23 protein-coding genes are annotated in these 22,317 nt (G+C 65.5%); 18 read left to right on the top strand and 5 right to left on the bottom strand.

Going from position 1 to position 22,317, the window contains the following annotated elements; genetic code table 11:
* Positions 1–65: 65 nt before the first annotated feature.
* From PG2T_RS02060 to PG2T_RS02015, 12 genes are read left to right on the top strand one after another with little or no spacing between them, the layout of a single operon-like run.
* The gene (locus PG2T_RS02060) at positions 66–1,322 is read left to right on the top strand and encodes a glycosyltransferase family 4 protein (protein WP_083214702.1); all 1,257 of its coding nucleotides are present in this window, start codon (positions 66–68) and stop codon (positions 1,320–1,322) included.
* Positions 1,319–2,479 (top strand): glycosyltransferase, encoded by a 1,161-nt coding sequence (locus PG2T_RS02055; protein ID WP_083214701.1) that lies wholly within the window; start codon positions 1,319–1,321, stop codon positions 2,477–2,479. The genes PG2T_RS02060 and PG2T_RS02055 overlap by 4 nt, the downstream gene beginning before the upstream one ends.
* Positions 2,476–2,643 (top strand): hypothetical protein, encoded by a 168-nt coding sequence (locus tag PG2T_RS16200; RefSeq protein WP_158513125.1) that lies wholly within the window; start codon positions 2,476–2,478, stop codon positions 2,641–2,643. The genes PG2T_RS02055 and PG2T_RS16200 overlap by 4 nt, the downstream gene beginning before the upstream one ends.
* The gene (locus PG2T_RS02050) at positions 2,630–3,757 is read left to right on the top strand and encodes an O-fucosyltransferase family protein (RefSeq protein ID WP_145930959.1); all 1,128 of its coding nucleotides are present in this window, start codon (positions 2,630–2,632) and stop codon (positions 3,755–3,757) included. The genes PG2T_RS16200 and PG2T_RS02050 overlap by 14 nt, the downstream gene beginning before the upstream one ends.
* Positions 3,758–3,774: 17 nt before the next feature.
* Positions 3,775–5,253, top strand: a complete 1,479-nt coding sequence (locus PG2T_RS02045; protein WP_158513124.1) for a lipopolysaccharide biosynthesis protein — start codon at positions 3,775–3,777, stop codon at positions 5,251–5,253.
* 2 nt (positions 5,254–5,255) lie between these two features.
* Positions 5,256–5,648: a hypothetical protein gene (locus tag PG2T_RS02040; protein ID WP_068802596.1), complete on the top strand. Its 393-nt coding sequence runs from the start codon at positions 5,256–5,258 to the stop codon at positions 5,646–5,648.
* On the top strand, positions 5,648–7,015 hold the full coding sequence (locus PG2T_RS02035; protein ID WP_083214700.1) for an O-antigen ligase family protein: 1,368 nt from the start codon (positions 5,648–5,650) through the stop codon (positions 7,013–7,015). The genes PG2T_RS02040 and PG2T_RS02035 overlap by 1 nt, the downstream gene beginning before the upstream one ends.
* Positions 7,012–7,695: a beta-galactosidase gene (locus PG2T_RS02030; protein WP_068802594.1), complete on the top strand. Its 684-nt coding sequence runs from the start codon at positions 7,012–7,014 to the stop codon at positions 7,693–7,695. Before PG2T_RS02035 ends, PG2T_RS02030 begins: the two co-directional genes overlap by 4 nt.
* A 32-nt stretch (positions 7,696–7,727) precedes the next feature.
* Positions 7,728–8,309 (top strand): hypothetical protein, encoded by a 582-nt coding sequence (locus PG2T_RS15920; RefSeq protein ID WP_145930958.1) that lies wholly within the window; start codon positions 7,728–7,730, stop codon positions 8,307–8,309.
* The gene (locus PG2T_RS02025; RefSeq protein WP_083214699.1) at positions 8,306–9,139 is read left to right on the top strand and encodes a glycosyltransferase family 2 protein; all 834 of its coding nucleotides are present in this window, start codon (positions 8,306–8,308) and stop codon (positions 9,137–9,139) included. The genes PG2T_RS15920 and PG2T_RS02025 overlap by 4 nt, the downstream gene beginning before the upstream one ends.
* A 40-nt stretch (positions 9,140–9,179) precedes the next feature.
* Complete coding sequence (locus PG2T_RS02020) at positions 9,180–9,806, top strand: class I SAM-dependent methyltransferase (RefSeq protein ID WP_068802593.1); 627 nt, start codon at positions 9,180–9,182, stop codon at positions 9,804–9,806.
* 35 nt (positions 9,807–9,841) lie between these two features.
* The gene (locus PG2T_RS02015) at positions 9,842–10,393 is read left to right on the top strand and encodes a glycosyltransferase family protein (protein WP_068802592.1); all 552 of its coding nucleotides are present in this window, start codon (positions 9,842–9,844) and stop codon (positions 10,391–10,393) included.
* Here PG2T_RS02015 and PG2T_RS02010 read toward each other — a convergent pair.
* Positions 10,354–11,325 (bottom strand): IS481 family transposase, encoded by a 972-nt coding sequence (locus PG2T_RS02010; protein ID WP_068802538.1) that lies wholly within the window; start codon positions 11,323–11,325, stop codon positions 10,354–10,356. The genes PG2T_RS02015 and PG2T_RS02010 overlap by 40 nt on opposite strands.
* 196 nt (positions 11,326–11,521) lie before the next feature.
* Between PG2T_RS02010 and PG2T_RS02005 the strand changes: the two genes are divergently transcribed.
* From PG2T_RS02005 to PG2T_RS02000, 3 genes are read left to right on the top strand one after another with little or no spacing between them, the layout of a single operon-like run.
* Complete coding sequence (locus PG2T_RS02005; protein ID WP_068802591.1) at positions 11,522–12,175, top strand: glycosyltransferase family 4 protein; 654 nt, start codon at positions 11,522–11,524, stop codon at positions 12,173–12,175.
* 3 nt (positions 12,176–12,178) lie between these two features.
* Positions 12,179–12,340, top strand: coding sequence for a hypothetical protein (locus PG2T_RS16195; protein ID WP_158513122.1), 162 nt, complete (start codon positions 12,179–12,181; stop codon positions 12,338–12,340).
* A gap of 19 nt (positions 12,341–12,359) precedes the next feature.
* Positions 12,360–13,499, top strand: coding sequence for a glycosyltransferase family 4 protein (locus PG2T_RS02000; RefSeq protein WP_068802590.1), 1,140 nt, complete (start codon positions 12,360–12,362; stop codon positions 13,497–13,499).
* 260 nt (positions 13,500–13,759) lie between these two features.
* Here PG2T_RS02000 and PG2T_RS01995 read toward each other — a convergent pair whose 3' ends face one another.
* From PG2T_RS01995 to PG2T_RS01980, 4 genes are read right to left on the bottom strand one after another with little or no spacing between them, the layout of a single operon-like run.
* On the bottom strand, positions 13,760–14,578 hold the full coding sequence (locus PG2T_RS01995; protein WP_068802589.1) for an SDR family oxidoreductase: 819 nt from the start codon (positions 14,576–14,578) through the stop codon (positions 13,760–13,762).
* 5 nt (positions 14,579–14,583) lie between these two features.
* Positions 14,584–15,516, bottom strand: coding sequence for a DMT family transporter (locus tag PG2T_RS01990; RefSeq protein ID WP_068802588.1), 933 nt, complete (start codon positions 15,514–15,516; stop codon positions 14,584–14,586).
* Between the two features lie 4 nt (positions 15,517–15,520).
* On the bottom strand, positions 15,521–16,474 hold the full coding sequence (locus PG2T_RS01985) for a homoserine kinase (protein WP_068802587.1): 954 nt from the start codon (positions 16,472–16,474) through the stop codon (positions 15,521–15,523).
* 23 nt (positions 16,475–16,497) lie between these two features.
* The gene (locus PG2T_RS01980) at positions 16,498–16,794 is read right to left on the bottom strand and encodes a DUF2782 domain-containing protein (RefSeq protein ID WP_202816396.1); all 297 of its coding nucleotides are present in this window, start codon (positions 16,792–16,794) and stop codon (positions 16,498–16,500) included.
* Between the two features lie 246 nt (positions 16,795–17,040).
* Here PG2T_RS01980 and polA point away from each other — a divergent pair, with 246 nt between their 5' ends.
* The 3 genes from polA to PG2T_RS01965 all read left to right on the top strand — a co-directional run bounded on the left by polA (position 17,041) and on the right by PG2T_RS01965 (position 22,258).
* Positions 17,041–19,785, top strand: coding sequence for a DNA polymerase I (polA, locus tag PG2T_RS01975; protein WP_068802586.1), 2,745 nt, complete (start codon positions 17,041–17,043; stop codon positions 19,783–19,785).
* A 50-nt stretch (positions 19,786–19,835) separates the two neighbouring features.
* Positions 19,836–21,299 (top strand): aldehyde dehydrogenase family protein, encoded by a 1,464-nt coding sequence (locus tag PG2T_RS01970; protein WP_068802585.1) that lies wholly within the window; start codon positions 19,836–19,838, stop codon positions 21,297–21,299.
* Positions 21,300–21,475: 176 nt separating this feature from the next.
* Entirely contained in the window at positions 21,476–22,258 is a 783-nt protein-coding gene (locus PG2T_RS01965; RefSeq protein ID WP_068802584.1) for an SDR family oxidoreductase, read from the top strand.
* Positions 22,259–22,317 lie beyond the last annotated feature (59 nt).

Raw genomic sequence — 22,317 nt, 5'->3', positions numbered from 1 at the left:
ATCCGGGCGCTTTGTATGCCTTCGTCAGAAATATTTCTGTGTATTGACTTGACAGAGTCAAATACATGCGCATAGGAATCGCCGGGCCGCTGGGCACACCTGACATCGAACATCTGCTGGAGGGAGATACTCGCCACCTTCCGCGCGAGATGAAGGGAGCCACGCTGCTCGTCACCCTGATCGAGACCCTGCTTGGCCTGGGGCACGAAATCAGCGCATTTAGCACCGATCCCGCACTGGAGCCCTCTCGTCACAATCGGGTCGTCGCGCGTGGACACCGATTCACCATGTACTACGTTCCGCGGCGTCGGCATGCCATGCGCTCTGACCGGGGGGCGCGTGGGCGGATGCTGGATTTCTTTGCGCTGGAACGTCATGCGCTTGCGGATGCGATACGGCAGGAATGTCCCGAAATTGTCCATGCGCATTGGAGCTACGAGTTTGGCGCAGCAGCCTTGGATTCCGGCTTGCCATGCGTGCTGACTTGCCACGATTCCCCTTGGGCCATTTTGAAGGTGCAACGCGATCTTTATCGAGTCGGCAGGCTGCTCATGGCGAAATCCGTCCTGCGGCGGGCGCGGCACGCCACGGTTGTTTCACCCTACCTGGTCGAGGCCCTGCAAGGGATGACGCGTGCGCCATTGAGCGTGGTACCCAATCCGCTTCCCGGAGGGTTGATCGAGAGCGGGCGCGTGCGCCGTGCACCTGATCTGGCGGCGCGGGCGCCGAGGATCGCCATGTTGTTGAACGGCTGGTCTCCCAGGAAAAACCCCGAGCCGGGTCTGCTTGCGATGAAACACATTCGCGCTGTCTACCCGCAAGCGGAAATGCACCTGTACGGCCCGGGTTACGGGCCCGCGGAGCAGGCCTGGACATGGACGGTGGCGCAGAAAATGGAAAATGCGTTCGTTTTCCACGGATGGACGCCCTACACGGAGACGATGAAACAACTGGCCGGGATGGACCTGTTGTTGCATCCGGCGCTCGAGGAATCCTTCGGCATGACAATCGCCGAGGCAATGGCGCTGGGCGTGCCTGTGGTTGCGGGGCGCGATAGCGGTGCGGTGCCATGGGTATTAGGCGCGGATTCAGGCGGCGGCGCGCTGGTCGATGTCCGATCGCCCAGGAAAATCGCCGAAGCCGTCCTGAAGCTGCTCGAAAACCCCGAATGCTATGTGCGCTGTTCGGAGCGGGGGCGTGCCCGTGCAAGCGAGGTGTTTTCGCCCGCCGCAGTGGCCCAGTCCTACCTGGAGCACTACCAGCAGGTACTGGCGCACTCCGACCGTGTGCCGGCTCATGCCACCGGTGAGGTGTCGGCATGAGAGTCCTGCACGTTCTCAATGAGCTTCGGCCCTCGGGGGCGGAAACCATGCTGCGTATCGCCGCGCCGCTCTTTCGCGCGCAGGGCGTGGAGTGCGGGATTCTGTCCACGGGCAGGGAAGTCGGTCCTTATGCGGGTGCGCTGGAGACGGCGGGCTACCGTATCCACCATATTCCGTTTTCGCGCTCACCCTTGTTTTTCCTGAAGGTCGCGCGTTTTGCCGGGCGGGCCGGATACCACCTCGTGCACCTGCATTCCGAGCGCGGGTTCTTCCCTTACGTCGTCGCGGCCCGACTGGCGGGCAGCGCCAGACTGGTCCGCACCGTCCACAACAATTTCAATTTCGGTGGCTTTCTGCGTGTTCGGCGCGGCCTGGAAAGACGCATGGCCGAACGCCTCGGCGTGCGCTTCGTGAGCATCGCGCCCGGCGTGGACCAGACCGAGCGCAGCCTGTACGGAACCGCCCCGACCCTCATTCCCAACTGGTTCGACGGCGTCCGTTTCCAGCCCGTCACGCCCGATGCACGGGCGCAGGCGCGTGCCACTCTGGGCATCCGGGAGGACGAATACGTGATGGTCACGGTGGGCAACTGCTCGCAGACCAAGAACCACACGGCGCTCATCGAGGCCCTGCCGACCTGTACGCACACAGCCTGGCGCTACCTGCATGTGGGGCTGGAAGAACAGGGTCAACCCGAGCGAGCGCTGGCCAGACGCCTGGGGCTCGCCGAGCGCATCCGCTTCATCGGTGCCGTCGACGACGTGCGTCCGATCCTTTGCGCAGCGGATCTGTACGTCATGCCCTCGCTGTTCGAAGGCTTCAGCATCGCCACGCTCGAAGCGCTCGGCATGGGATTGCCCGCGCTGCTGGCCGACGTTCCCGGCCTGGCCGACATACGCCAGTACCTGGACGGTATTGCCTATTGCCAGCCCGACGCCCGAAGCGTGACTGCAGCCCTGCAGCCCCTGCTGGATCGAGGGCCGGGCCTAGACGACCACAGTGCGGCGCGCAGTGCAGTGGTGCACCGCACGTTCGGTGCGGAGCGCGGCGTGCGCGATTACTGCGCCCTCTACGTCGAGGCGTGCGGTGCTGTCGGGCCAGGTAGGTCCTTGGCTCATCGAGCTGCCGGCGCCGGCCCAAGAAGGGATTCGTCGTGACGAAATACATTGAAGGCCACGCCGAGGCGGCTGCGCTTGCAGGCCTCGGCACACACGGAATGAAATCGCACTGGCTCGGCCTTGCGATTCTCTCGGTGCTGGCCCTGCTGGTCTGGCTCTGGCGCAACATGGAAACGCGCTTCCGCCATCATGCAGCAAGCTGAAACCATGTACGTATCCGACACGCCCGCACGTCCGTCCACAGGCATTCGCCTTTGCCTGCCCGCGGTGATCGGACGCGGCGCCGGGCTCGGCAACGAACTCTATCCCTGGGCCAAGGCCTGGCTGGCGGCGCAGGCCATCGACGGCAAGGCCCTGCCGCCGGCTTTTGGACTCAACCCGCGCCAGTACCGGCGCTATTTCGGCACGTCGCGCCTGGACTGGGTGACGCATCGCGCACTGCTGAAGGCGATGCCGCGCTACCGGTTTACCGAGACCGATTACCTGTCCACCGGCGAGCACGATTTCCGCAAGGCGGTTGCGGTGTTCGCTGAACGCCTGGGGTGGAGGGAGAAGCGTCTCTTTGCGCTGGAAGTCGGCGGCATGTGGGGCGGTTTCCTGGCCGTGCGCGAAGCGCGTGATTACGTGCTGTCGCAGCTCTATGCGGCGCGCGGCACGGCCCGGAACCTGGGCGACTGGCGGGTGCGTCTCGATCCGGAGCGCCTGACGGTGGCGGTCCACATCCGGGCGGGTGATTTCAAGGCCGCAGACGAAAACATCGACTACCGCGGTTGCTTCAACCGCGCCTTGCCGCTGGCCTGGTACATGGCCGTATGCGACCAGCTGCGCCACCATTTCGGCCATCGGGTGCAGTTTCAGTTGTTCACCGACGGCACGCCCGAAGCCGTAGCGCCGTTCATCCAGCATTTTTCTCCGGTAACCGGCTTCCACCAGCGCGATTCCGTCTGCAGCGATCTGCTGGCCATGGCGAGCGCCGACCTGCTGGTGTGTTCAGTCTCATCCTTCAGCCTGTGGGGAGCCTTTCTTTCGCGCGCGCCCTACGTATGGTTTGCACCGCAGCTACAGGTGGAGGAGGGCATGCTGAGCCTGTGGGGACATGAAGCGGCGCAACGTCCGCCCCACGGCGCCACGGCGCGTTTTCGCGCACACGTCGCAAGCGAGCCAGCACGCTGCCCGCGCGGCGTTCCCGTGGCCGAGGACGGCCGGCTGCCACAAGCATTGCTGGACCGGCTACAACTCACGCTCCACTGCAACCGGACCGCCACCGATCTGGCGCTCTACGGCGTGGTGCCGCTGGCCGTGGAAACGCAGGGATGAACGGCGAACGCGCCGCATTGCTGGGCAAGGCCATGCGCGCATTCAAGTGGAATGTGCTCGGCATCCTCGCGCGCATCCTGCTGCAATTCGGCGCCATGGTCGTATTGGCCCGACTGATCGATCCGGCCGGTTTCGGCTTTTTCGGTGGCAGCCTGCTGGTTTACGGACTCGCCGTGCTGATGGCCGATCTTGGACTCGGCATGGCGCTGGTCCAGCGCGGCGAGTTGACCGAGGACATCCGCCGCACGGCCTGGGGGCATTTGCTACTCAGCCATGCCGGGGTGGCCGCGGGCGTGTACTGGGGGGCGCCGTGGTTTGCAGCGTTGCTTGAGGCGCCTGATTTGCAGGACGGCATTCGCGTCATGGCATTGGCCATCATGATTACCGCCTTCATCGTCCTGCCCACGGCGGAACTGCGGCGGCGCATCGATTTCCGGCGCATCCAGATGGCACAGGTGACCGGCTATTTCGCCGGCTTCGTCTTGACGGCGATTCCGCTGGCCGTCCTGGGATGGGGTGGCTGGAGTCTGGTCGTGGCGCTGCTGGTGCAACAGCTCGTCATGGCGGCCATCTGCGCGCACGCCGCGCCACAGCCGTTGCGACCACGCTGGACAAGGCTGCCTGTCGGACTGCCGACCTTCGGTCTGCGCGTGGTGGGCAGCAATCTGGCCAACTGGGTGACGGAAAACCTGGACAACCTGCTGATCGCCCGTTTCAAGGGACTGGGGGCATTGGGCGTGTATTCGGTTTCCTACAGCCTGGCGCGCACCCCCGTGAACCACGTGGTCAACACCATCCAGCAGGTGGTGTTCGCCACCAGCAGCCGGGCGCAGGAGGATCATGCGTCCCTGTCCCGGGGTTACCTGGCCTTGCTCAAGGCGGTTGCGCTGGTCACCCTGCCGATCTTCTTTGGCGCCGCGGTCGTGGCCGACAGCGTCGTCGTCGGGTTGTACGGCGCGCGCTGGTCCGAGGCCGGCCCGGTATTCGCCGCCCTGTGCGTGGCTATGCCCTTCCACGCGCTGATGGCAGTGGCGGGCCCGATCCTGTGGGGCCGCGGCCGCACCGGCGTTGAACTGAAGGTGCAGACAGCCGTCGCCATTGCCCTGCTCGTCGTCCTGATGCTGCTCATGCAGCACTCCCTCACCGTGCTGGCCTGGGCGGTCTGCGCGGTTTATGCAGCCCGGGCCACATTGATGACCGTTGCACTGGCGAGGGATCTGGATATCCCGCTGGTCCGCATTGTGCGCGCCTTGCGCAGCCCACTCCTGCTGGCAGCGGCGGTCATGCTGCTGTTAGGTGTGATGGAAAGTGTGTTGATGGGCACGCATGCCGGGGCGGTGTTGCGCCTGGCGGGTCTGGTCGGCGCGGCGAGCGCTGGTCTGCTTCTGATTGGGATGTTGTGGCCGCGGCAGGTGCTGGGTGACGACTTGGCGTTTCTGTTTACGCGCCTGCCGCTGTTGCAGCGCTTGTCCGCGATGCGTGGCGCGGGGGTCTGATCATGGAAGCTTTCTACTTCACGCCGGGTCTGGTCTTTCAGGCGCTGCCTTTGCGGGTACTGGATTCCTCCGCCACCTTCGTCATCGCCGTGGCCATGCTGCGCGGCTTGTCGATGTGGCTAGGGCTGAAAGAGCGGCGGTCGGGCGTGATGTTAGTCGCCCCCTTCCTGCTGCTGGTAGTGATGGTGCTCGGCTACTTCACGGTCTGGGTGGCGACGCTGGCCAGCCTAGGCGCCATCTGGTGGCTTGCCGGGCGCAGTCGCCGGAGCAACAAGGCCGGCGTGCTGGTGCCTGGGGGGATCGGCGCGCTGGTTCTGGCAGCCCTGTTCGTGCTGGCGCCGCAGTCGCGTGCTTCGCGCGTCAGAACGGTGAACCCAACCGGGAGCCCTAACTGATGGAATGGCTTTTTCCTGTCTTGCATTTTGTCTTTACTGCCACCCTTTTTGTGGGGGCGTTCGTGCTGCCCCTAGTGTTGTTTTACGGCGTATGGAGTTTTTACCAACGTCCGACACTGGCAATACGCTGGGTGATCTGGGTGTTCCTGCTCGAAGCCATCATCATCGTGCAGCCGAGCCTACCGCTAGGCGTGAACCTGTTCATCCCCGACCTGCTGTTCCTGCTCATCGGCGCGGCGGGTTTGTTGCGGCTGTTCGTGACCAAACTTCGTTGGCCGCATTACCTGTGGCTGATTTTTGGTGCAATGCTGGCTTTTTCATTCGCTCTCGGCGTGCTGAAGTTCGGTAGCAAGTCGGGTGTCGAATTGCGGCCTTACTTCTATTTCTGGGCGGGCGTCTGGTATCTCATGACCTTCCGCCTGAGTTCGGCCGATCTCGAAACAATTGCCCGTTCCTGGATGTTTGCATCTGCGGTCATGGTTGTGATTGCCTGCTTCCGCTGGCTGGCACTGGCAGCCGGCCTGGAGATTACCCACTATTGGAACGAGGGAGGACAGTCCCTGCGCGTGTTCACCTCGACCCAGACTTTCTTCCTGGTGCAGGGTTTCATCATTGGCCTGTATGCCCGGCTCAACAAGATCGGGCCGGCGTGGTGGAGCGGTCTGGTTCCCATCCTGTTCATCTGCATCGTCGTGCTTCAGCATCGCACGCTGTGGGTGATGGCCTTCGTGTCCACGGCGGTGCTGGTTCTTGCAGCAGGCAAGGTGCGTTCGCGGGCATTGACGGGGGCGCTGGCCGCGGCCGTCATCGGTGCAGTAGTGCTCACCCCACTACTCCTGGGCGGCAAACTGGATCGGCTTCAGCAGTCGTTGTCCCGCTCGGTCGAGGAGGTTGGCCAGCAAAACAGTACGATGACCTGGCGTGTCCAGAGCTGGCAGGCGTTGGTACAGCAATGGGCAACTTCCGGTCCCTTGGTCAATCTGGCGGGCTTTCCCTTTGGCTCGGGATTCAACCGCCGCATCGAGGCCTCGCAGACTGAACTGACGCAATCGCCGCACAGCCAGTACGTCACCATGCTCTTGCGGACCGGGCTGGTGGGCTTGCTCGCAATGCTGGCAGCCTATGCGTTTGCCATCCGTGGCATGTGGCGCTGGCCGCACTCCCGCGCAGCGCAGGTTTTGGACAACAAGGTCCTGCTGGCGCTCCTGTTGGGGCAGGTGTTTTTCTTCCTCACATACGCAGCGGAATACAACATGATCCTGCCATTGGGGCTTGCCCTGACGCTGCTGGCAGCGCAGCCCGTAACGCTTCGATCTGGGTCAGCGGGACTTGCCCGGGCATTCAACAACTGGGGGGCGCAGGCATGATTCGGCGCTGGGTCATCCACATCCTGCTGGCGGCGATTCTTTATCCCATCAGCATCCCGGCGCAGGCAGGCATGGTCCTGGAGCCTCCCGATGGTCCGCGGGTTGTGGAATCCGAGTACTTCGGGATGCACGTTCGGTGGGGGGCGACCACACGCTATTGGCCGCAGGCGCGTTTTCATGGTTGGCGCGTCATCACGGGCGAAACCACCTGGTCCGAGATCGAGCCGTTCAAAGGTAGATGGAATTTCCGTGCGCTTGATCAGGCCGTGGCACGAGCAGAAAGCCAGGGGGTCGAAGTGTTGCTCACTCTGGGCTACCCACCGCGCTGGGCGGCCGATCGGACACATGTCAGCGACTGGAATCCCGGCCATGCGCTAGCCCCGGAATCCATGCAGGACTGGGAAAATTATCTGCGTCAGGTCCTCAGCCGCTATAAGGGCCGCATCAAATTCTACGAATTGATGAATGAGCCGCACTTTACGGAGGTGGATGGCTGGCAAAGCAAGGTACGTTTTCCCGTTGCGCGCATGGTGGAGATGGCGCGTATCGCCTCGCAGGTAATTCGCGAGATCGATCCCGGGGCGAAGCTCGTTTCCATGTCGCCATCGGGAGAAAACACCGGTATCAAGCGTGTCGATGTGTTTCTCAAGGCGGGGGGGGTAAGTATGTCGACGCGATAGGCTTTCATTTCTACTCCAAAAATCCGGAACAGATGGCCAAGCTGATCACGGGCCTGCAGGCGGTGTTGCGCGAGAATGGTCAGGGTCATCTCGATATCTGGAACACCGAAATGGGGTTTTACATCGACGGACCAGACAAACCGCATGGCGAGGGACGACGTCCGGACTCGCAGCCCCTGTACAGCCCCGAGGCGGGTGCGGCTGTTGTTTCCCGTGCGCTGAGCTTAGGGGCAGCGACCGGTCTACGCCGCTTTTATTGGTATTCGTGGGATATCCCCACCATGGCATTAGCGTATGGTCGAGGCAAAGACATCAACCCGGCCGGGCGTGCCTACATCAAAACCGAGCGCTGGCTACGTGGTGCAACGATCAAGGAATGCCGCACCCAGAACGACCAGTTATGGATTTGCACGCTGAACCGGGGCACACGACAGGCGCGACTGGTGTGGAATACAGCGGGCCCGCTTGACTGGGTCGTGCCCGCTGAATGGCAGGCGCAGCAGCTTGAAACGCTGCTAGGCAGTGCGAAGGCTGTCCCTTCACTTACGCGGCTTCAGGTGGATGAGTCCCCGGTTTTGATTGTGTCCGATGACCAGGCTTGGGGACTGCCGTGAAGCTTGCGGTGCTGATGGCGTGCTACAACCGCCGCGCCAAAACCGTTGAATGCCTACAGCATCTGGCCATCGCTGCCAGGCAGGCCGGGGTCGAATGCCAGTTGTTCCTGTTTGATGATGGCTCGACCGACGGCACGGCCGAGGCGGTGCAGGCGCTGGTGCCGGATGCCGTGATTCTGCGTGGCGACGGCAGCTATTTCTGGAACCGCAGCATGAACCGGGCATTCGATGCGGCCTTGCAGGTCGGCTTTCCAGCCTATGTGTGGTTGAACGACGACACCATGCTGCAACAGGATGCGTTTAACCTGCTGCTATCAGCGCGCGATTCGGCCGCGCCGGATGAGGCCATCGTGGTGGGAGCGGTCAGTGATCCGGAAACCGGCAAGACGACCTACGGAGGGGCGCGCTATGTGTCGCCACGATTTCGCCCTTTTTTGTGCGTCATGGTTCATCCGGAACTGTTGCCGCAGGATGTGGATGTAGTGAACGGAAACGTGGTGCTGGTTCCAGATGGCATCGCTCGCAGGCTCGGCAATCTTGATCCGGCCTTCGAGCACGGCATGGGCGATACGGATTATTCAATGCGGGCGCGCAAGCTGGGTATCCGCATTTTGTTGACTGCCGGGTACGTGGGCGTGTGCTCCCGAAATTCCTTGAAAGGAACCCATCGTGACAAGGCAGCGCCCTTGCCGCTGCGTATACGGCAAATCTTCTCGCGCAAGGGCCTGCCTTGGCGCTCTTGGCTGACGATGTGCTGGCGTCACGGCGGGGTGCTGTGGCCGGTGCATTTCATGTGGGGCTATGCGAAGGTCATTCTTGGCCGGGCATGATGCAGTCATGGCAATTTGTGGAAATTGGCTGGGCGAGAAGATGGATAACAATTACGAGGCGCTGAATCTGACGCAGCCGGAAAGCGAGATTGATCCGTTTACGGAAGATCGCTATCGCCAGTTTCACCGATTCCTTCCGGCAGGAACGCGCAGCGTGCTTGATATCGGCTGCAATACCGGGCGCGGCGGCAGCGTGCTCAAGGCCCTGGACGGCAGTCTTAAGATTTACGGTCTGGATGCTGTGCGCGCCCGGCTGGATCGTCTGCCAAAGGATGTGTACGAGGAAGGCGTGCATGGCTACTCCACCAAGATCCCGAACGAGGACGGAACCTACGACGCAGTGGTGGCGGGCGAGTTCATCGAGCATATCTATCAGGCCGACGTCGACCAGACGCTAGGCGAGATTTTCCGGGTGCTGAAAATAGGTGGACGACTCTTGCTGACGACGCCGAACCCCGGCGACATCAAGCGGAAACTCCGCGGGCGCAGCATTCTTGGCGGAGCACACGTATCGCAACACTTCCCCGACACACTCAAGCTCAAGTTGCGGATGGCCGGCTTTTCGCGGGTGAGGGTATACGGCAGCGGCAAGGTGTCGCGCTATGTGGGCAGCCGTTTCCCCTTGCTGATCTATGGCAGCTATCTGGCCATGGGCGACAAGTTCTGAGCCGCCGCCCGCCTATTACCGTCGCCTGACACAGCATGAAAATCCTGCTTAGTGCATTTGCCTTTGCACCCAACGTCGGCAGCGAGCCCGGCGTCGGCTGGCGCTGGGCGGAAGAACTGGGCAAGCAGCATGAGGTGACGGTGATCACGGACGCGACCCGCCGCCCACTGGTCGAAGCCGAGGGCGTGCAATTGCCGCCCAATGTGCACGTCGTCTTTTTTCGCCCGGCCTGGCTGCGGGCAATGCCGCTCAATTCGACGACCGCCCCGCTGCTCTATACGTTGTGGCAATTCGGCTTGCTGGAGTTTGCGCGACGCCTGCAGCGCGAGCAACGATTTGATCTGGCCATCCATTGCACCTATGGCGTGTTTCGCCATCCGTCATTTCTGGGGTATCTGGGAATACCCTTTGTATTCGGCCCTGTGGGGGGTGGTGAAGATGCACCGCTGGCGCTCAAGCGATCAATCCACGGGCGCCAAAAGATCAAGGAACTGTTGCGCTCACTGCTCAACAAGGTGGCCTTGTTCGATCCTTTCCTGTGGGCAGCCTATGTGTCACGTCCCGGCCGATTATTTGGCCTTCGATGAAACAGCTCCGGTTTTGAAGCGTACCAGTGCTGAAGCGCTTGAGCCGGAGTCTGGGCGTTCAGTGCCTTCTGCGGCAAGTGGTGGTTGTAGAGCGTGACATAGCGGTGCAGGGTCTGCTCCAGGTCCTCGCTGGACCTGAAGTGGTGCGTGCGCAGCAGGTCCGCGATGCGCCCGTTGAAGCGCTCGACCATGCCATTGGTCTGCGGGTGGCGCGGGGGCGTCAGACGGTGCTCGATGCCCAGTTCCTGGCACAGGCGATCGAACTCATGCGTCCCGGTCGGGGCCCGCGCCCGGCTCCCGAACAGCCGGTCCGTGAACTCGGTGCCGTTGTCGGTGAGCAGGCGCGTGATGCGCACCGGGCAGGCCGTGGCCAGGGCACTGAGGAAGGCGCGCGCCGAGCGCGCGCTCTTGTCGGCTTTCAGGGCCACGTAAACCCAGCGGGTGGCCCGATCGATGGCCACGAACAGGAACCGGCGCCGGTCCTCGTCGGCCATCTGCGGCAGGTACTTCACGTCGACGTGCACAAAGCCGGGCACGTAGGTCTTGAAGGTCTTGCTGACCGCTTTGTCCGGCGCCGGGCGCAGGGCGCGCAGGTTGCCCACGCCGTGGCGGCGCAGGCAGCGGTCCAGCCCGGAGCGGGACACGTCCGGACACAGGAACTCGCGCGTCACCGCCAGCAGGTCGTCCAGCGGCAGCAGCAGGGCCCGGCGCAGGTAGACCACGATCGCCTCCTGGCCGGGGGTCAACGTCGTTTGCAGGCGGTGCGCGGTGTGCGGCCGGTCGTAGACATCCGGGCGCCGCTTCCATTTGTAGATCGTCGGCTCGGTGACGCCAAAGCGGCGGGCCAGCACCGCCACCGGCTCATCACTGGCCGCGATCTGCGCCCGCACGTGGGGCGTGGTGCGGGCTTGTTTGTGCAGTGCAATCAGCATGCGGACACCTCCCGATCAACCGCTTTCCCGTCCCCTGCCAGCTCCCGGAACACCTCGCGCGCCAGCAGCAGCGGGGACCGAGACGGAACTATATGATGATCCGGGATGGAACACCTATGCCAGGGCCACGCTGATCCTCACCAAGACGGAAGACACTCGCCAGGCGTTGCCGTGGCCATTCCGCCGCCGTGCAATCGTGTATCCCGAAATCGGCATTGATGCCCCTGCCGGCATTCAGCCCACTGCGCGGCAGCCGGGCGAGCCGCTGCGTGTTTTGTTCGCTGGCCGGCTGCTGGGCTGGAAGGGGGCGCATCTGGCGATCCGGGCCGTGGCGCAGGCGGTGGCACAAGGGGTGCCGGTCGAGTTCACGTTGCTGGGCAAGGGGCCGTTCGAGCCAGAGTTGCGCAAGGTGGCGGCTGAGGCGGGTGTGCAGGACAGCCTCCGCTGGGTGAGCCACATGCCGCAGCAGGAGCTGTTCGCGCTGTACCGGACCATGCATTGTTTCCTGTTTCCCAGCCTGCATGATTCCAGCGGCAATGTGGTGCTGGAGGCGCAGGCGAATGGGCTGCCGGTGATCTGTCTGGACATCGGTGGACCAGCGACTTTGGTGACGGCTGAAACTGCGATAGTTGTAGCGACCAGAAACCGGAATGAGGCAGGCGTGGTTCAGGGGCTTGCGGATGCGATACGGAAGCTTGTCCATGACGAGCAAAGTCGCGTGGCAATGAGCAGGGCAGCAGCAGAGCGCGTTCGAGAAAAGATGAGCTGGGATGAGCGGGCCAATGGTGTGTTGCCGCTGGTCGATAAAGCACTGGGCAGGGATTGGCGTGGCACCGTTAAGGACTTATAAGCAATGGGACTGCTGAAGGGGATTGGGCTGAAGGTGATGCCTTGGGACGGTTTGAATTTTCTGGTTTATTTCCCGCTGTTGGCAGCAGCCGGGATGCTGCTGCCGATAGCCTTCAAGAAGTGGGTATTGGCTAGATCGTTACCATTGGATCGGATGTTTTCATGATGGTTGCTGCGTGTTGGATATGAAGAAAGCCGTTGTCTTTCAATATCGACTGTTGCATTACAGGACAGCGTTGTTCGATCGCCTGCGCGAGGCCTGCGCCAGTCGAGGTATCGACCTGCATCTGGTGCATGGCCAGGCGTCGCGGCGCGAGTCAGTCAAGAAGGACGAGGGTTCGTTGCCCTGGGCGCACAAGGTGCAAAACCGTTTCTGGGAACTGGGCGCGCGCGATCTGGTGTGGCAGCCTTTCCCGGCCGATCTGCGCGATGCCGATCTGGTGGTGGTGATGCAGGAGAACCGCATTCTGTCGAACTATCCCTTGCTGCTGGGCCGGTTATGGTCGCCGCGCCGGGTGGCGTACTGGGGGCACGGGGTGAATTTCCAGAGCGACGCCCCGGCCGGCCTGCGCGAGAAGTGGAAGCAGGTGATCCTGACGCGGGTGGACTGGTGGTTTGCCTACACGGACATGACGGTGCAGATCGTGCGCCGCGCGGGATATCCGCAGGAGCGCATTACCTGCCTGGACAATGCGATCGACAACGAGGCGTTCGAGCGCGATCTGGCCAGCGTGACGGATGCGCAATTGCAGGCGATGCGGGTGGAGATCGATGCGCCGGAGGGCGCGCCAGTCGGCCTGTTTTGCGGATCGCTCTACCCGGACAAACGCCTGGACTACATGGTGGCGGCGGCAGACGGCATCCATGCCGCGCTGCCCGCGTTTCGCCTGGTGGTGATCGGCGACGGCCCCAGCGCCAGCGAAATACGGGCGGCGGCCGAGACGCGGCCATGGCTGAAGTGGGTAGGGGTGCGCAAGGGCCAGGAGAAAGCGGCCTGGTTCAAGCTGGCCGATGTCGTGATCAACCCTGGCCTGGTTGGACTGCATATTCTGGATTCATTCTGTTCGGGCACGCCGATGATCACGACGGCGGAGTCCCGGCACAGCCCGGAGATCGCCTATCTGCGGGATGGGGAGAATGGCCTGGTTGTGCATGGTGGGGCGGATCGTTATGCGGAGGCGGTGATTGCACTGTTCAACGACCGCGCCAGGCTGGATGCGATCAAGCAGGCGGCGTTGCGCGATGCGCAGCATTACACGCTGGACAATATGGTGCAGCGCTTTGCTGACGGCATTGAGCGATGTGTGGGGATGCGTAAGAAATAGATTCAAGGGGCAAGATTCAAGATTCAAGGGGAAAGAATCAAGGGACGAGGTGTGCGGTGGTTTTGTGCCGCGAGGTCGAAGGGGGTTGGATCGTTGGATTATGGGGCGAGTGGCGATGACAACTGGATAACTCCGTGGGAGGCCCGCCCTCGGGCCGAAATCTTCGGGTGCGGCGATCGCGGTCCGGAAGATTCGCGGCGGGGGCGCCCCCCGTGGGAGCGGCGTCGCGCTGCCACGGCGCCGACACTTGCGCGGCGCAATCAGTCCAGGAACAGGTCCATCATCAGCTCGCGGGCGGGGTCCACGGCGTAGCGGTCGAAATCGGTCACGCCGGCCTGCGCCAGCACGGCTTCGTCGATGTAGAAATTGCCGCTCGCGTCGCGGCTGGGCCGGGTCAGGATCCAGTGCGCGGCGTCGGCCACGATCTCCGGTCGCCGGCAGGCGGCCGGGTCGACGTCCGGCAGCAGGTCGATGGCGGCGGTGGCGATCACCGTGCGCGGCCACAGGGCGTTGACGGCCACGCCATGCTCGCGAAATTCCTCCGCCAGGCCGAGCATGCACAGGCTCATGCCGTACTTGGTGGTGGTGTAGGCCGGGTGCGGCGCCAGCCAGCGCGGCTCCAGGTTCAGCGGCGGCGACAGCACCAGGATGTGCGGGTTCTCGGCCCGCAGCAGGTGCGGCAGGCAGGCGCGCGACGCCAGCCAGGTGCCGCGCAGGTTGACGTCCATCATCAGGTCGAAGCGCTTGACCGGCGTGTCCAGCGTGCCGGTCAGGCTGATGGCGGAGGCGTTGTTGACCAGGATGTCGATGCCGCCGAAGTGCGCCACGGCCTGCGCCACGGCGGCGTCCACGGCATCCGCGTCGCGCACGTCCATGAGCAGCGGCAGGGCGCGCCCGCCGGCGTCCTCGATTTCCTGCGCCGCCGTGTGGATGGTGCCCGCCAGCCTGGGGTGCGGCTCGCTGGTCTTGGCGGCGATGACGATGTTGGCGCCGTCCTCGGCGGCGCGCAGCGCGATCGCCTTGCCGATGCCGCGGCTGGCGCCGGTGATGAAGAGCGTTTTTCCGTACAGGCTGTCCATCGGGTTCAACTCGATTCGGTGGCCGGCGCGCGCCGCAGGCGCTGCAGCCACTGGGGTCCAAGCGCCGCCAGCAGGCTGCCGCCGACCACCAGCACCGCGCCGGCGAGCTGATAGGTGCGCATCGGTTCGTGCAGCAGCAGGGTCGACAGGGCGACAGTGTAGACGGGGGTCATGTTCATGAAGGCCATGGCCTCGGCGGCGCCGACTGCCTTGACGCCGGTGTTCCACGCCAGCAGGGCGCCGACGCCGACGAACACGGCGATGAAGGCCAGCGCCTGCCACACCCACGGCGTGAAGCGTGGCTCGGTGGTGGCGAATTCCCAAAGGCCCCAGGGCGCGACCATCAGCAGCGACAGGGCCGACGTGAGGGCCGTCACCGACAGCACCGAGCGGCGGCGCATCACCGCGCGTCCGGCGATCGAGTAGGCACCCCACAGCACCATCGAGCCGAGCAGCAGCAGATCGCCGCCGTTGAAGTGCAGCCTGGCCAGCCGCTCGAGGCTGCCGGCGGACAGGATCACGCCGATGCCGGCCAGTGACACCAGCGCCCCGACCCACTGCACCGGTCGCACCACCGCGCGCAGCACCAGATAGGCCAGCGCCAGCGCCACCAGCGGACCTGCGGCATTCATCAGCGCGGCGTTTATGGCGTCCGTGTAGCGCAGGCCCAGGTAGAACACGCCCTGAAAGCCGGCCACGCCGCTGAAGGCCATGAAGCACAGGCGCCAGAAGTCCTCGCGCAGCGGCGGTTCGTCGTCGCGGCGCAGGAAGCGCAGCAGCACCGCCAGCACCACCAGCGACATCGCGCCGCGCACGCTTACGATCAGCCCCGGCCCGAGGTAGTCGCGCAGTGCGCGGCCGATCACCATGTTGCCGGCCCAGAACACGCAGGCCAGGTTCAGCCACAGGTAGGGCAGGGCGCGGCGCAGCGCGGTCATCGCTTCAGGCCGGCCACAGCGCGGCAGTGCGCTGCGGCTGCGCGATGCGCAGGCGCAGGATGCGCTCGAAGTGGCCCGGATCCTTGACGTGGGTGATTTCCCCGGCGCGCGGGAAATGCAGGTCGTACAGGCGCGACAGCCAGAAGCGCAGCGCCGCCGCGCGCAGCATCGCCGGCAGCGCCGCCGCCTCGCCGGCCACGGGCGGGCGACCGCTGACATAGGCGGCCAGGAAGGCACGCGCCCGGGCGTCGTCGAAGTCGCCGTCAGGCACCACGCACCAGTCGTTCAGGCAGATGGCCAGGTCGTACAGCAGGATGTCGTTGCAGGCGGCGTAGAAGTCGATCACGCCGGAAAGGCGCTCGCCCTCGAACAACACGTTGTCGCGAAACAGGTCGGCGTGGATCACGCCGCGGGGCAGGTGCTGGGTGTCGAAGGCCGCCTGGAAGGCGATCTCGGCATCGATCAGCGCCATGGTGTCGGCCTGCAGCACGCCGCGCAGGGCGTCGGCGGTCACCCGCCACCAGGCCGGACCGCGTTCGTTGGAGCGGCGCCGGTGCACGTGGCGGCCGATGCGGTGGATGCGCCCCAGGGCCTCGCCGACCGCCGCGCATTGCGCCACCGACGGCTCGGTCACGGCCTTGCCGGCCAGGCGTTCGACCAGCGCCGCCGGCCGCTGCGCCAGGCGGCGCAGATAACTGCCGTCGTCGGCCATGATCGGCCGTGGGCAGGCCAGGCCGTGGTCGGCCAGGGCGACCATCAGCTCCAGGAAATATTCGAGCTCCACCTCGGCATGGCGCTCGAACAGCGTCAGCACGAAGGCCCCGCCGCGCGTGGTGACGAAGTAGTTGGTGTTCTCGATGCCGTCGGCGATGCCCTGCAGGTCCAGCAGCTCACCGACCGCGTAATCGCGCAGGAACGCCGTTACTTCGGCCGCCTCGACCCGGGTGTATACCGACACGCCAGTCCCCGCCGGTCAACCGCTTACCAGCGCAGCAACACCCAGCGCGGCACCGGAGGCGGGTTCTTGACGTCGTTGATCTGCTGGCTGAACTCGCCCTGGCCGGTCGGATCGACCAGGTAATAGGCGGGGCCGACGGCCGGTTTGACCTTGACCATGTAGACGCGGCCGTTGATCGAGTACTCCTCGCGCGTGTCCTTGCCCTGGCGCTTGATGGTGACCTCGGGCGAGGGCGCCTCGCCTTCCTGCGGCGCCACCTGCAGCTCGGGCGGCACCTCGCTGCCGGCCGGCGGGGCATCGTCGCGGGGCTCGACCTGCAACTCCGGCAGGGCTTCGCTGCCCGGCGGGGGCCCTCCTCGGCGGCCTGCGCCGCGGCGGCCAGCAGGAGACCGATAAGCAGCATGCGGCGCATGGGTTGAACTCCGGCAAAGGGCTTGAAATGCTGGCCAAAGCATAGCATCGCCGTGCTGCCCGGCCGGCGTCGCGGCGGGCGGTTAGGGTGCGTCGGCCGCTGCGCTACACTGCCGGCCGGCCCGTCCCTGCGCCGTTTGAACTTCCCGGTCAGCATGTCCGAATCACCGCTCGTCGTCCTGGTGGACGGCTCGTCCTACCTGTTTCGCGCCTTCCATGCGCTGCCGCCGCTGACCAACTCCCAGGGCCAGCCGACCGGTGTCACCTACGGCGTGGTCAACATGCTGCGCCGGCTGGAGCGCGACTATCCGGACGCCCACATCGCGGTGGTGTTCGACGCCAAGGGGCCGACCTTCCGGCACGACGCGTTTGCCGACTACAAGGCCAACCGCCCGCCGATGCCGCCGGAGCTGGCGGTGCAGATCGGCCCGACGCTGGAACTGGTGCGGGCGCTCGGTCTGCCGCTGCTGGTGATCGACGGCGTGGAGGCGGACGACGTGATCGGCACCCTGGCCCGGCGCGCGGCCAGCCGCGGCGAACAGGTGCTGATCTCGACCGCCGACAAGGACCTGGCGCAGCTGGTGGATGGCCGGGTGCGGCTGGTCAACACCATGAGCAACACGGTGCTCGACGTGGCCGGCGTGCGGGAGAAATTCGGCGTGCCGCCGGAACTGATCGCCGATTTCCTGGCCCTGACCGGCGACACGGTGGACAACATCCCCGGCGTGCCCAAGGTCGGCCCCAAGACCGCCGCCAAATGGCTCACCGACTACGGCTCGCTGGATGGCGTGATCGCCCATGCCGGCGACATCGGCGGCAAGGTGGGCGAGAACCTGCGTGCCACGCTGGAGCAGTTGCCGCTGTACCTGGACCTGGCCACGGTGCGCTGCGACGTGCCGCTGGACATCGACCCGGACAACCTGAACCGCGGCGCGCCGGACGTGGACACGCTGCGCCGGCTGTTCACCGAGCTGGAGTTCAGGTCGTGGCTGAAGGAACTGGACGGCGGATCGGTGGGTGGGCAGGCGCTTGCCGCCGCGGATACGGCCGTGCTGCAGGCGCCCGCCGTTGCCGCCGCGCAGGTGATCGACCGCGAGGCCTACGAAACCGTGCTCGACGAGGCTGCGCTCGAGCGCTGGTGCGAACGCCTGGCGGCGGCCGACGAATTCAGCTTCGATCTGGAGACCGACCGCCTGGACGCCATCACGGCCCAGATCGTCGGCCTGTCGTTTGCAGTCGCGCCCGGCGAGGCGGCCTACGTGCCGGTCGGCCACGACTATCCGGGCGCGCCGGAGCAGCTTGCCCGGGACGCCGTGCTGGCGCGGTTGAAGCCGCTGCTGGAAGCCGATACGCCGCGCAAGATCGGCCAGGGTTTCAAGTTCGACTGCACGGTGCTGGCCCGCTACGGCATCACGCCGGCCGGTCCGGCCTTCGACACCATGCTCGAATCCTACGTGCTGGACAGCACCGCCAGCCGACACGACATGGACACCCTGTCCGCCAGACATCTTGGCCACGCCACCATCACCTTCAAGGACGTGGCCGGCAGCGGCAAGAACCAGCTCACTTTCAATCAGGTGGACATTGAAACCGCCACCCGCTACGCGGCCGAGGACGCCGACGTCACGCTGCGCCTGCACCGGCACTTCTGGCCGCAGATCGAGGCGGCGCCCGAGCTGCGGCGCGTGTTCGAGCAGATCGAAATGCCGCTGCTGCCGGTGCTCTCGCGCATCGAGCGCCACGGCGTGCTGATCGATGCGGCCCTGCTGCGCACGCAAAGCGGCGAGCTGGCCGCCGCCATGCAGCGCCTGGAAGCCGAGGCGCACGAGCTGGCCGGGCACCCGTTCAACCTGGGTTCGCCGCTGCAGATCCAGCAGGTGCTGTACGAGGAACAGAAACTGCCGGTGCTGGGTCGCACCCCGACCAAGCAGCCGTCCACCGCCGAGGACGTGCTGCAGGAGCTCGCCCTGCACTACCCGCTGCCGCGGGTGATCCTGGAGCACCGCGGCCTGTCCAAGCTGCGCTCTACCTACACCGACAAGCTGCCGCAACAGGTCAACCCGGCCACCGGCCGCGTGCATACCTCCTATCACCAGGCGGTGGCCTCGACCGGCCGGCTGTCGTCGTCGGATCCGAACCTGCAGAACATCCCGGTGCGTACCGCCGAGGGCCGGCGCATCCGCCAGGCCTTCATCGCGCCGCCCGGCTGCGTGCTGCTGTCGGCCGACTACTCGCAGATCGAGCTGCGCATCATGGCCCACCTGTCGGGCGATGAAGGTCTGGTCGAGGCGTTCGCACGGGGCCTGGACGTGCACCGCGCCACGGCGGGGGAAATCTTCGGCCTGGCGCCGGACGCGGTCAGCGGCGAGCAGCGGCGCGCCGCCAAGGCCATCAACTTCGGCCTCATCTACGGCATGTCGGCCTTCGGCCTGGCGCAGCAGCTGGGCATCGATCGGGGCGCCGCGCAGCGCTACGTGGACCAGTACTTCGAACGCTACCCCGGCGTGCGCGCCTACATGGACGCCACCCGCGCCGCGGCGCGCGAGCGCGGCTACGTGCAGACCGTCTACGGCCGGCGCCTGTACCTGCCGGACATCCGCGCCGGCAACAACCAGCGCCGCCAGTACGCCGAGCGCACCGCCATCAACGCGCCCATGCAGGGCACCGCCGCCGACCTGATCAAGCTGGCCATGATTCGCATCGACCGCTGGCTGCACGACAATGGCCAGCCGGCGCGCATGATCATGCAGGTGCACGACGAACTGGTGTTCGAGCTGCCGGCCGAGCGCGCCGAGGCGGTGCGGGCACAGGTCACGGCCCTGATGACCGCCGACAATCCGCTGACCGTGCCGCTGGAAGTGGAAACCGGCGTTGGCCTGAACTGGGACGAAGCCCACTGAGGCGTGCCCCGCAACCAAAGATTCCCGAATCCTGAAGGAGGAAACCACCCATGATCCCATTCGAGAAACTCACCGCCCCGACCCGCCTCTACATCAACGGCGAGTACCAGGACGCCGCCGGCGGCGCCCGCTTCGACAACATCAACCCGGCCACCGGGCAGTCGCTGGGCGAGGTCGCCAAGGGCTCGGCGGCGGACATCGACCGCGCCGTCAAGGCTGCCCGGGCGGCCTTCGAGGCCGATTCCTGGGCCGGCATGGCCGCATCGGACCGCGAGCGCCTGCTGCACCGCTTCGCCGACCTGATCGAACAGAACACCGACGCCCTGGCGGCGCTGGAGACCTACGACACCGGCAAGCCCTTCGGCGACGCGCGCAAGATCGACCTGCCGCTGTCGGTGCAGGCCCTGCGCTACTACGCCGGCTGGCCGACCAAGCTGCGCGGCGAGACGGTGCCGGTGCGCGGGCCGTTTCACACCTATACCCTGCGCGAGCCGATCGGCGTCATCGGCCAGATCGTGCCGTGGAACTTCCCGCTGTTCATGGCGGTGATGAAGCTGGCCCCGGCGCTGGCCGCCGGCAACACGGTGGTGCTCAAACCCGCCGAGCAGACGCCCCTGACGGCGCTGTACCTGGGCAACCTGATCAACCAGGCCGGCTTTCCGCCCGGTGTGGTGAACATCGTGTCCGGCATCGGCACCGAGGCCGGCGAGGCGCTGATCACGCACCCGGACGTCGACAAGATCGCCTTCACCGGCAGCACCCGAACCGGTCAGCACATCATGCGCCAGGCCGCCGGCACGCTGAAGCGCATCAGCCTGGAGCTGGGCGGCAAGTCGCCGCACATCATCTTTGGCGACGCGGACCTCAAATCGGCCATGCGCGCCATCGGCGCGGCCATCTTCTACAACCAGGGCGAGGTGTGCATCGCCGGCTCGCGGCTGTTCGTCGAAAAGCCGCTGTACGAGCAGGCGCTCGAGGCGGCTTCACAGGCCGCCGCGCGCATGAAGGTGGGCGACCCGTTCGCCGAGGACACGCGCGTCGGCGCACTGGTGTCCGAACAGCACTGGAAGCGCGTGGACGAGTACGTGAAGCTGGGCGTGTCCGAGGGCGCCACGGTGGTGGCGGGCGGCGGTCCGGCGGATGTCGGCGGGCGCGGCTTTTTCTACCAGCCGACGGTGCTGGCCGGCGTCAGCAACTCCATGCGCGTGGCGCAGGAGGAAATCTTCGGCCCGGTGCTGTCGGTGATTCCCTTCGAGGACGAAGCCGAGGTGCTCAGCCTGGCCAACGACACGCAATTTGGCCTGGCGGCGGGCCTGTGGACGCAGAACGTCGGCAAGGCGCACCGCGTGGCGCGGGCGATCAAGGCCGGCACTGTGTACATCAACGCCTACGGCGTGCTCGACGCCGCGGTGCCCTTCGGCGGTTACAAGATGTCCGGCCTGGGCCGCGAGAACGGCGAGGAGGGCATCGCCATGTACACCGAGCTCAAAGCCGTCTGGACCGGCCTGAAGTAGGAGCGGGCCATGCCCGCGACCGTTGCGGCGCAGGTCGGCGGGTACGTTCGATAGGGTGCAGCAGGCGGGCCTTGCGGTCGCGGCCATGGGCCGCTCCTACTCTATGAGAACGGTTTGACTTACCGCCGCGACCGAGGCGCCAACCTCAACGGCAACTCGCAAACAGGAGATGAGCCATGGACATCAACCTCAAGGGCAAGGTCGCCATCGTCACCGGCGGCCGGCAGGGCATCGGCCACTGCATCACGCAGACCTTTCTGGAAGCCGGCGCCAGTGTGCTCACCTGCGCTCGCGACGGCGCCGGCCTGAGTGCACAGATCGAGCACTGGCGCGCCAGCCACGGTGATCGCATCGCCGGCATTCAGGCCGACGTCGGTCAGGCCGAGGACATCGACCGCTTGCTGGCGGAGGTCCGGAACCGCTTCGGCGGGGTGGACGTGCTGGTCAACAATGCCGCCACGTCCGAATCCGGCACCCTGGCCAGCCTCAGCGACGACCAGTGGCACAGGGAATTCGACGTCAAGCTGATGGCCATGATCCGCACCGCGCGCGCCGCGGTGCCGCTGATGCTGGCCCGCGGCGGCGGCAGCATCATCAACATCAACGCCATCTTCGCCCGCCAGCCGGACATGACGTTCTATGCATCCAGCGTCGTGCGCGCCGGGTGCCTCGCCTTCACCAAGCTGCTGGCGCGCGAGCACGCCGCGCAGGGTGTGCGCGCCAACGCGATCGGGCTGGGACTGGTCGAAACTCCGGCCTGGGAGAAGTGGCACGACCCGGCGCAGGGCAGCTACGAGGCCTTCCTGAAGTCCAGCGCCGAGTTCTACCGCGTGCCCATGGGCCGCGTCGGGCGCATGCAGGAGGTCGGCAACGTGGCGCTGTTCCTGGCCTCCGACGCCGCCAGCTACGTCACCGGCACGCAGCTGGACGTGGACGGCGGCATGGCGGCGTATCTGTAGGCAGCGCTGACTCAACCGGCCTGGAAATTGTAGGAGCGCAACTGTGTTGCGCGATGATC

This window comes from Immundisolibacter cernigliae (genome assembly GCF_001697225.1).
GTDB classification, from domain to species: Bacteria; Pseudomonadota; Gammaproteobacteria; order Immundisolibacterales; family Immundisolibacteraceae; genus Immundisolibacter; species Immundisolibacter cernigliae.
The sequence above is the reverse complement of the archived record's forward strand: the minus strand, read 5'-3'. Positions and strand labels throughout refer to the sequence as shown.